11 protein-coding genes are annotated in these 8,931 nt (G+C 58.7%); 8 read left to right on the top strand and 3 right to left on the bottom strand.

The features are described 5' to 3' along the window. The 8 genes from ADADOO_RS15550 to ahbB (ADADOO_RS15585) all read left to right on the top strand — a co-directional run. Nucleotides 1-1,208 (top strand): cytochrome D1 domain-containing protein (locus ADADOO_RS15550; protein ID WP_511278415.1); only part of this gene is annotated, 1,208 nt, incomplete at its 5' end. A gap of 132 nt (nucleotides 1,209-1,340) precedes the next feature. Next, nucleotides 1,341-2,174, top strand: coding sequence for an ethylbenzene dehydrogenase-related protein (locus ADADOO_RS15555; RefSeq protein ID WP_511278416.1), 834 nt, complete (start codon nucleotides 1,341-1,343; stop codon nucleotides 2,172-2,174). 64 nt (nucleotides 2,175-2,238) lie between these two features. Further along, nucleotides 2,239-2,532 (top strand): plastocyanin/azurin family copper-binding protein, encoded by a 294-nt coding sequence (locus ADADOO_RS15560; RefSeq protein WP_511278417.1) that lies wholly within the window; start codon nucleotides 2,239-2,241, stop codon nucleotides 2,530-2,532. Between the two features lie 13 nt (nucleotides 2,533-2,545). Next, on the top strand, nucleotides 2,546-2,848 hold the full coding sequence (locus tag ADADOO_RS15565; RefSeq protein ID WP_511278425.1) for a c-type cytochrome: 303 nt from the start codon (nucleotides 2,546-2,548) through the stop codon (nucleotides 2,846-2,848). A gap of 7 nt (nucleotides 2,849-2,855) precedes the next feature. Further along, on the top strand, nucleotides 2,856-4,019 hold the full coding sequence (locus ADADOO_RS15570; protein WP_511278418.1) for a cytochrome D1 domain-containing protein: 1,164 nt from the start codon (nucleotides 2,856-2,858) through the stop codon (nucleotides 4,017-4,019). A 14-nt stretch (nucleotides 4,020-4,033) separates the two neighbouring features. Beyond that, nucleotides 4,034-5,005 (top strand): siroheme decarboxylase subunit beta, encoded by a 972-nt coding sequence (gene ahbB / locus ADADOO_RS15575; protein WP_511278419.1) that lies wholly within the window; start codon nucleotides 4,034-4,036, stop codon nucleotides 5,003-5,005. After that, nucleotides 4,998-5,456, top strand: a complete 459-nt coding sequence (locus ADADOO_RS15580; RefSeq protein WP_511278420.1) for an AsnC family transcriptional regulator — start codon at nucleotides 4,998-5,000, stop codon at nucleotides 5,454-5,456. Before ahbB (ADADOO_RS15575) ends, ADADOO_RS15580 begins: the two co-directional genes overlap by 8 nt. Continuing rightward, nucleotides 5,453-5,929 carry a siroheme decarboxylase subunit beta gene (gene ahbB / locus ADADOO_RS15585; RefSeq protein ID WP_511278421.1) on the top strand — a complete coding sequence of 159 codons (477 nt, stop codon included), beginning with the start codon at nucleotides 5,453-5,455 and terminating at the stop codon, nucleotides 5,927-5,929. The genes ADADOO_RS15580 and ahbB (ADADOO_RS15585) overlap by 4 nt, the downstream gene beginning before the upstream one ends. 163 nt (nucleotides 5,930-6,092) lie before the next feature. On the opposite strand, the gene ADADOO_RS15590 is transcribed toward ahbB (ADADOO_RS15585), so the two are convergent. The 3 genes from ADADOO_RS15590 to ADADOO_RS15600 all read right to left on the bottom strand — a co-directional run. Further along, nucleotides 6,093-7,010, bottom strand: coding sequence for a DNA adenine methylase (locus tag ADADOO_RS15590; protein WP_511278422.1), 918 nt, complete (start codon nucleotides 7,008-7,010; stop codon nucleotides 6,093-6,095). After that, complete coding sequence (locus ADADOO_RS15595; RefSeq protein WP_511278423.1) at nucleotides 7,007-7,837, bottom strand: EcoRV family type II restriction endonuclease; 831 nt, start codon at nucleotides 7,835-7,837, stop codon at nucleotides 7,007-7,009. Before ADADOO_RS15595 ends, ADADOO_RS15590 begins: the two co-directional genes overlap by 4 nt. Before the next feature lie 219 nt (nucleotides 7,838-8,056). Beyond that, nucleotides 8,057-8,931 (bottom strand): glutamate ligase domain-containing protein (locus tag ADADOO_RS15600; protein ID WP_511278424.1); only part of this gene is annotated, 875 nt, incomplete at its 5' end.

Genomic DNA, 8,931 nt, shown 5'->3' on the forward strand with positions numbered 1-8,931 from the left:
TCAAGAACATGTTCTCGGTCACCCTGCGCGATACCGGTGAGGTGGCCCTGATCGATGGCGATACCAAGGAAATCCGCAGCATCGTCAAGACTGGCTACGCGGTGCATATTTCGCGTCTGTCGGCTTCCGGCCGTTATGTCTACGTGATCGGTCGCGATGGTCGCCTGTCGTTGATAGACTTGTGGATGGAAAAGCCGGGTGTGGTTGCTGAGGTCAAGATTGGCTTTGATGCGCGCTCGGTCGATACCTCGAAGTTCAAGGGCTTCGAAGATAAGTACGCCGTGGCCGGCTCCTACTGGCCGCCCCAGTACGTGATCATGGATGGCGACACGCTGAAACCGCGCAAGGTTGTGTCGACCCGTGGCATGACCGTCGATGGCGAATACCATCCGGAACCCCGCGTCGCTTCGATCGTGGCGTCCTTCACCAAGCCGGAATGGGTTATCAACATCAAGGAAACCGGCCAGATTCTGCTGGTCGACTACTCCGATATTGAAAATCTGAAGACGACGACAATCGGTTCCGCCAAGTTCCTGCATGATGGTGGCTGGGATGCGTCCAAGCGTTATTTCCTGGTGGCGGCCAACGCCTCGAACAAGATCGCGGCGGTCGATACCAAGACCGGCAAGCTGGCGGCTCTGGTCAATGTCGCCAAGATCCCCCACCCGGGGCGCGGTGCCAACTTCACCCATCCGCAGTTTGGCCCGGTGTGGACGACGGGGCACCTTGGTGCCGATGTTCTGACCCTGATCAGCACACCATCGGATGAAAAGAAGAACGCCAAGTTCAAGGAGTTCAACTGGAAGGTGGTTCAGGAAGTCAAACACGTGCCGGGTAATCTGTTCGTCAAGACCCACCCGACTTCCAAGCACCTGTGGGCCGATTCGCCGCAGAATCCGGAGAAGGAACTGGCTGAATCGGTTTCCATCTGGAATATTTCCGATTTGTCGAAGCCGGTCAAGATCATCAACGTAGCGAAGGATTCCGGCCTGCCGGTGACCAAAGCGACGCGCCGTGCCGTGCATCCGGAATTCAGCGCTGACGGCAAGGAAGTCTGGATCTCGTTGTGGGGCGGCAAGACCGACCAGTCGGCCATCGTCGTCTATGATGATGCAACGCTGACGCTGAAGAAGGTGATCACCGATCCGAAGATGATCACGCCGACCGGCAAGTTCAACGTCTACAACACCCAGCACGACATCTATTGATCGACCGCTGATTGTTTGATGTGACTTAAAGCTACGGGGGCGCAAGCCCCCGTAGCATATGGAACAGCAGTCTCCAGCGCAGGGGCGGCATGGCCTGCGTGGCAAGCAAATTATTTGGTGGAGTGAAGCACGATGAAAAAGAATTTCGTTTCCCTGGCAGTCATTGGCGCCTTGGTCGCTTTCGGTTCGCAGTCGGCCATCGCGGCGCCGGACTGGAGCAAGGCGGCCAAGAGCACGATCCACGTTTTCCACCCGGGCGCAGCGCCGATCGAATGGGTTCAGGGCAAGGGCGAGCACAGTGGTGCCAGCGGCCTGAAAAAGGGCGAGGCCTGTGCCGGCTGCCATATCGAGGATGGCAAGCTGAGCCTCGACACCAAGCGTCTGGTCAGCAAGGAAATGGAACCCAAGGGCGGACCGAAGACGGCGACCTATCCGGTCACCGTGCAGGCAGCCTACGATGCGGCCAACCTTTACGTGCGCCTGAGTTTCAAGGCTCCAGCCGGCGGTTTTGACCACTCCGACAAGGATAACGAGCTCAAGGCCACCATCATGTTCCCGAACGACAAGGTGCCGCTGGCCGAACAGGCCGGCTGCTGGGCTGCTTGTCACCAGGATGCCAAGGGCATGCCGGGGAGCAAGGATAAGTCCAAGTACGTGACCGCCGGCGCGTTGGACCTTGTGCAATGGTCGAGCAGCGGCAAGTCGGTCGACGGTTACGTCGCCGACAAGCGCCACATGGACGGCGGCAAGGCCGGTGCGTCGGCAGAAGGCGCCAAGGCTGGCGATACCTACACCGTGACCTTTACCCGCAAGCTGACCGGCAATGCCGTGCTGGCGCCGGGCAAGGCCGTGCCTTTCGGCATCGCCATCCATGCCGACCATGCCGCCGGGCGTTTCCATCACGTTTCCTTCGGCCACACGATCGGTCTGGGGGCCGATGGCGACGTGAAGGCGGTCAAGCAGTAAGCCAAGCATGCCATCCGGACTCTCCTTGCATTCCGGATGGTCGTGCCTGAAAAGGGCGCCGCTTATGCTGGCGCTCTTTGCTTTTTCGGCACTGGCCGGCGATGTCGTCGAGGTGCGCATCGAAGGCTACCAATACCGGCCGGCCGAGGTGCGCGTCAAGGTCGGTGACAGCGTGCGATGGGTCAATCGTGAGAAGCGCACCAGTCATTCGATCGTCTTTCCGGCCGAAGGCGGGCGGGAGTCGGAGCGCTTATTTCCCGACGAAAGCTGGCAGCGCCCGTTCGATATGCCGGGGCGCTATCCCTATCATTGTGGGCCGCATCCCGAAATGGAAGGTGTCGTTCTTGTCGCTGAATAATTCGCCGGGCAATTTGATTTTTGGCCTTTTTTTCCTGTCGACCGTAGGATTGGCCGCCGAGCCGGACGTCGCCCGCCAGAAAGAACTGGTACACCTCGTGCGCCAGGATTGCGGCTCGTGCCACGGCATGACGTTGAAAGGCGGGCTCGGTCCGGCCTTGCTGCCGGAAACCCTGCGCGCCAAGCCGGCCGAGGGGCTGGCCGCGACGATTTACTACGGCCGCCCGGGAACGCCGATGCCGCCGTGGAAAGCCTTCCTGTCCGAAGCCGAAGCGGCCTGGATAGTCGACAAACTGATGACCGAATTCCCCGAGTGAGAACGCCATGCGCCTGCTGCTGATCGTCTGTTTTGCCCTGCTCCTCAACGCCTGCGCCGGCCCGCAACTGCGCGGCACCGGCGATCTCGGGCTGATCATCGAACGGGCCAGCGGCCACGTCACGCTGGTCAACACCACGGCCCGCCAGCCATATGCCCGCATCGGCGGCCTCGGCGACCTTTCCCACGCCTCTGCCGTTTATTCGCGCGACGGCCGCTACGCCTTCATCTTCGGCCGCGACGGCGGGCTGACCAAGATCGACCTGCTCGAAGCGAAAATCGTCAAACGCATCATCCAGTCCGGCAACGCCATCGGCGGCTCGATCTCGCAGGACGGCCGCATCGTCGTCGCCCAGAACTACACGCCGGGCGGCATCAAGGCCTTCGACAGCGAGACGCTCGAACTGCTCTCCGAAGTGCCGGCCGAGTTCGCCCCCGGCCAGTTCTCCAAGGTCGTCGGCCTGGCTGACACGGCGGGCAACAAGTTCGCCTACGCGCTGTTCGACGGCGGCGAAATCGGCGTTACCGACTTCAGCCATCCGCGCCAGCCGACGACGCAAAAATTCCCGGCCGGCAAGCAGCCCTACGACGGCCTCGTCACGCCGGATGGCCGGCATTACCTGGCCGGCCTGTTCGGCGAGGACGGCGTTGCCCTGCTCGACCTTTGGCAGCCGGAAAAGGGCGCCCGCAAGATTCTTGAAAATTACGGCCGCGGCCAGGAGAAGCTGCCCGTTTTCAAGATGCCGCACCTGCGCGGCTGGTCGGTGGCGCAAGGCAAGGCCTACCTGCCGGCGATCGGTCGCCATGAAGTGCTGGTCGTCGATGTTGCGACGTGGCAGGAAGTCGGCCGCATCCCGGTACGCGGCCAGCCGGTCTTCGTCATGGCACGCCCCGACGGCCGGCAGATCTGGGTCAATTTCGCCTTTCCGGACAACGCCAAGGTCGATGTCATCGACACCCTGGCCGGCCAAGTGGTGCACCGGATGGAGCCGGGCAAGGCCATCCTGCACATGGAGTTTGCGCCGCGCGGCGAAAACGTCTGGCTCTCGGCGCGCGATGACAACAAGGTTTTGATTTACAACACGGAGAATTTTGCCAAACTGGGCGAAATTCCGGCCGAAAGCCCATCCGGCATATTTTTCACCGCGCGCGCCGTGCGCACCGGTTTCTGATGGACGCTTTGGCCATGAACAGCAGCAGCCTCGACTTTCAGTTGCTCAACGACTTTCAGCGCGACTTTCCGCTCTGTCCGGCCCCCTTTGCCGAGCTTGCCTCGCGCCTCGGAGTCGGCGAAAAGGTCGTCCTCGGCCACCTCGAAAACCTCCGCCGCGAAGGCAAGATTTCCCGCGTTGGCGCCGTCTTCGCCCCGAAACGCATCGGCGCCTCGACCCTCGCCGCCATGGCCGTCCCGCCGGAAAAGCTCGAAGCCGTGGCCGCCGTGGTCAACCGCTTCCCCGAGGTCAATCACAACTACGAACGCGAGCATCGCTACAACCTGTGGTTCGTCGTCACCGCCGCCACGGAGGGTCGCCTGCAGGCCAGCCTCGGCGCCATCGAAAAGGCCGCTGGCTATTCGCTGCTCGCCCTGCCGCTCGAAGAAGAATTTCACATCGATCTCGGCTTCTGCCTGAACGGCGACAAGAAAAAAAGCGTCGCCACTGCCCTGCCGGTGCACCCGGCTGCGCTCATCGACGAAGCCGAGCGCCGTCTCGTTTACGTGCTGCAGGAAGGCCTGCCGCTGTTTATCCGGCCCTTCGCCCTGATCGCCGAGCGCATCGGCGCCTCCGAGCCGGAAGTCATCGGCCGCATCCGCCGCTGGCTTGAAGAGGGCGCCATCAAGCGTTTCGGCGTCGTTGTCCGCCACCACGAACTCGGCTACCGGGCCAACGCCATGCTGGTTCATGACATACCCGACGAGCAGGTCGGCGACATCGGTCGCGCCCTGGCCGAAGAGCCGGCCGTCACGCTGTGCTACCGCCGGCCGCGTCGCCTGCCCGACTGGCCGTACAACCTGTTCTGCATGATCCACGGCCGCGAGCGCGGCGAAGTCGAGTCCATCATCGCCGACCTGCGCCAGCGCCACGGCCTTAAAACGGCCGCCCACGAGGTGCTGTTCTCGCTGACCCGCTTCAAGCAGAACGGCGCCCGCTATGCGTGAACTCTCCACGGTCGACCGGAAAATTCTGGCAAAACTGCAAGGCGATTTCCCGATCTGCGAACACCCCTATGCCGAGGCCGCCGAGCAACTGGGCATCAGCGAGGAGGAGTTGCTGCAACGCCTGCAGCAACTGCTCGCCGACAAGGTGCTGACCCGCTTCGGCCCGATGTTCCAGATCGAAGAAATGGGCGGCGCCTTCGTGCTGGCCGCCCTGGCCGTCCCCGAGGAGCGTTACGACGTGGTGACGGCGCTGGTCAACGAATTGCCCGCGGTCGCCCACAACTACCGCCGCGAACACGCGCTCAACATGTGGTTCGTGCTCGCCACCGAAACGAAGGACGGCATCGCCGAAGCCATCGCCCGCATTGAGCGCGACACCGGCCTGCCGGTCTACGCCTTCCCCAAGGAACGCGAATTCTTCGTCGAAATGAAGCTCGAGGCGCGCTTGTGATCGATGACATTGATCGCGCCCTGATCGTCGCCAGCCAAGGCGGCCTGCCGCTCGTGCCGCGTCCCTATCACGCCATCGCAGAGCAACTCGGTTTGTCGGCCGACGAAGTCATGCGCCGCCTGAAGGCCATGCTCGAAACTGGGATCATCCGCCGCATCGGCGCCGTCCCCAATCACTACGCCATCGGCTGGACGGCCAACGGCATGACCGTCTGGGATGTCGCCGACGAACTGGTCGACCAACTCGGCGAGCGCATCGGTGCCCTCGATTTTGTCACCCACTGCTACCGCCGCCCACGCGCCCTGCCAGCCTGGCCCTACAACCTGTTCGCCATGGTGCACGGCGCCTCGCGCGACGAATGTTCAGCCAAAGCCGCTGAAATCCGCACCCTGCTCGGCGCCGCCTGCCGGGCCAGCGACATTCTCTACTCGACGAAAATCCTCAAGAAATCAGGCCTGCGAATCGACAGTTGAGTTGTCACGGTCAACCCGAAAAAAGCGGTAAAAATGAAATCCGGCTATTGGTCGGTTAAGTACTTTTGGTGAATAGAGGGGCGCTAAAGCGGCCGTTCAAAGCCAAAGTTAACGGCGCTGCGCGGCACGTCACTATCGCGCAGCGTCCGTGCGAATTGCCGGATTACGCAGCCGTGCCATATTGGGCTGCTGGTTCAAGCAAAGTGTACTGCGTTTGACTTTCTTTACGCTCTGTAGAAATTGCATTGAAGTTTGTGACCAGCGCTTCAATGACTGGATTCCTATTTTTTTCTTTGCCACCGACGTGATAAAAGTGCTCTCGTGTAAGAACGCAATACTCTGACCAAAGTTTCTTCATGTACTCGTTTTCGCGATAATCATTGTGATGCCATGTTGACAGAATAAATCTGCCTCCGAAACTGGATAACTTATTAAAAAGCTCCCGTTCGTGAGAATCTCCCCACCCGTTGTAGTAATCAACGTGCCTATCAATGTATGGTGGGTCGCAGTAGATAACATCGGCAGAGGATGCTTCCTCAATGGTCGTGTTGAAATCTTGACACTTAAAGGTGAACTCTTTCGTTTTGATGATTTTGCTCACCCAACTGACTTGGTTTGTAATCTTTGTTATGTATGCCTGCGAAAATCGCTGAGGTTTTCGGCAAAATGGGATATTGAAACCCCCTTTTCGATTGAATCGAATCATGCCATTGAAGCCAGAACGATTTATAAACAAAAAATCAAGTGGTGAGTGCTCTGAATTAAATCGATCTCTTACAAAGTAATAGTGATCTTCGCCCTTGGATAAGAGCACCTCCCCTTCGCGGGTAAGAAATTCCTTAACCACCTCTGGCGTTATTGCACCAGACGCTATGCTGGCGTAGAAATTCACAAGATAGGGGTTTGTGTCGCACAAAATGGCTCGCCGTGGTGCAATATTAAAAGCCACCGCTCCTGTGCCCATGAATGGTTCAATCCATGTGCCATTGAAATCTTTTGGAACTATGCTGTGTATCCATGGCACCAGTTTTGTTTTTATGCCTTGCGACTTGATCGGCGGGACGCCAACTTTCGGAATCATTCTTCGCCATTCCTTTTATCTACGACCAAAGAAACGTTGCCATGCTTGTACGCAACGAATTCTCGAAGATTAGAAATCTTCTTGGTGCCACCGTTTTCGTCGTGGACCGTTATTTTCTTATAATTCATCCAGTATTCGTCAAACCAATGCTCGCCAAGCTTTGAGAACATGCCCCTGCCGTTGACTATGTCGTCAATGTTGTTGATGCTGCCGATGTTGGCTGTATTTCCGCTTCCACCTTTGTCGCTTGCAATTTTCCATTTTTCTGTAATAAAGAAGTGGAAATTACTTGCGACGGATGCTATGGAATGCAGCTCTTCAATCTTGTGGGCTTTTGTTTCATCAATGGTTGCTCCGAGCGTTCTGTCATAGATAATGCCGAGGCAGAAATGGCCAGAATATGAACCGTAAGGGAACTGAATATTCTTGGTGCTTGTTCTGTTCTCAAAATATGCACCATGTGAGCCAAGCGTAAATCCATTGCATAGGTGTGGCTTCTTTGGGTTTCTGTATGTGGTCTTGAAGTCGACGGCGAATCTTATGGACTCATCACTAGCTTTTACAAACGATATATCAGGGTAGTAGTTCTGATGCGTAGCAAGAACGACTTTGTATTCGTTGGCTTGTGCAAACGCGAGAATCTGTGGGAAAAGGTGAATTTCAAGAATCTTTGACACAATCTTTGTATCGGATGAGATCGTGTAAACATTCTCAAAAACATCAACAAATCCTTTGATCGTCCATTGGCCGTCATTTGTACTGACGTAACCTTTGAGTTCCGTGACGAATTCTTCGAGTTTTCTTGAAAAGTTCTCTTTTTCCGTCATCGTATTGATACCCTGACTTTAGTTGATCGGTATGTTACAGGCTCCTGCACCATAGAGGAACCGGCGGAGCGGAAATGACGGCTTTGGAGTGAGGAGCCTGATCGCTCGCTCATTGGCCGAATCGAACCACCAGCATGGGGCGCCAATTTTTCACTTGCGCATTCCGAATCCCCAAAAAAAGGCCCGGACTGTGCCGGGCCTTGTCGGGAGCGATATGACTCAGGGCGCCTCGCCAATCCGTTTGGCAATATGCGCTAGCGCCTCTTCGACCTGATCGATCAGGATCAGGCAGAGGTCGCCCGGTTGCAGGCGGGCCAGTGCGCTGTCGATGGCGATGAACTCGCCGGTGATGGCGTCGATCTGTTTGGTCCGGCGGGCGTTGGCCAGACCTTGGCGGAGCAGGGCGATGACTTCCCCGTCTTGACGGCCGCGCTGGCAGGCGTCCTGATAAAGAATGACGTCGTCGAAGGCATCGCCGAGGATTTCGGTTTGCTGGCGGATGTCGTCGTCGCGGCGGTCGCCGGCGCCGCTGATCACCACCGAGCGGCGCACCGCCGGCATGTTGTCGATGGCGCCGACCAGCGCCAGGATGGCGTCCGGGTTGTGGCCGTAGTCGGCGATCAGCGTGGCGCCCTTGTAGTCGAAGACGTTGAAGCGGCCGGGGGCCGTCGCAGCATCGCTGACGAAATTGGCCAAGGCCTTTTCGATCACCGGCCACGCGTAGCCGAGCGCCCAGCCGGTGGCGATGGCGGCCATGGCGTTGTCAACCTGGAAACCGATGGTGCCGTTGCGGGTCAGCGGGATGTTGGCCAGCGGGATGCGCTGTTTCTTGCGGCCTTCGCTGCAGACGATGGTGTCGCGCTCGACATGGACAACCCGCTTGCCCTGGGCGCGGTGCGTGGCGAGCATCGGATTCATCCGGTCGCGGGCGAAAAAGATGACCTCGCCGTGGCAGTGATGGGCCATTGCGGCGACCACCGGATCGGCCGCATTGAGTACGGCGGTGCCGGTCGGTGCGACGTTTTCGACGATGACGCGCTTGACCACGGCCAGTTCGTCGACCGTGGTGATGTAGTTGAGGCCGAGGTGGTCGC

This window comes from Azonexus sp., from assembly GCF_036170495.1.
GTDB lineage: Bacteria > Pseudomonadota > Gammaproteobacteria > Burkholderiales > Rhodocyclaceae > Azonexus.

Excerpts from the sequence above, each read along its gene's own strand:
- ADADOO_RS15555 (WP_511278416.1), top strand. The coding sequence starts at position 1,341 with ATGAAAAAGAATTTCGTTTCCCTGGCAGTCATTGGCGCCTTGGTCGCT.
- ADADOO_RS15560 (WP_511278417.1), top strand. The coding sequence starts at position 2,239 with ATGCTGGCGCTCTTTGCTTTTTCGGCACTGGCCGGCGATGTCGTCGAG.
- ADADOO_RS15570 (WP_511278418.1), top strand. The coding sequence starts at position 2,856 with ATGCGCCTGCTGCTGATCGTCTGTTTTGCCCTGCTCCTCAACGCCTGC.
- ahbB (WP_511278419.1), top strand. The coding sequence starts at position 4,034 with ATGAACAGCAGCAGCCTCGACTTTCAGTTGCTCAACGACTTTCAGCGC.
- ADADOO_RS15580 (WP_511278420.1), top strand. The coding sequence starts at position 4,998 with ATGCGTGAACTCTCCACGGTCGACCGGAAAATTCTGGCAAAACTGCAA.
- ADADOO_RS15590 (WP_511278422.1), bottom strand. The coding sequence starts at position 7,010 with ATGATTCCGAAAGTTGGCGTCCCGCCGATCAAGTCGCAAGGCATAAAA.
- ADADOO_RS15595 (WP_511278423.1), bottom strand. The coding sequence starts at position 7,837 with ATGACGGAAAAAGAGAACTTTTCAAGAAAACTCGAAGAATTCGTCACG.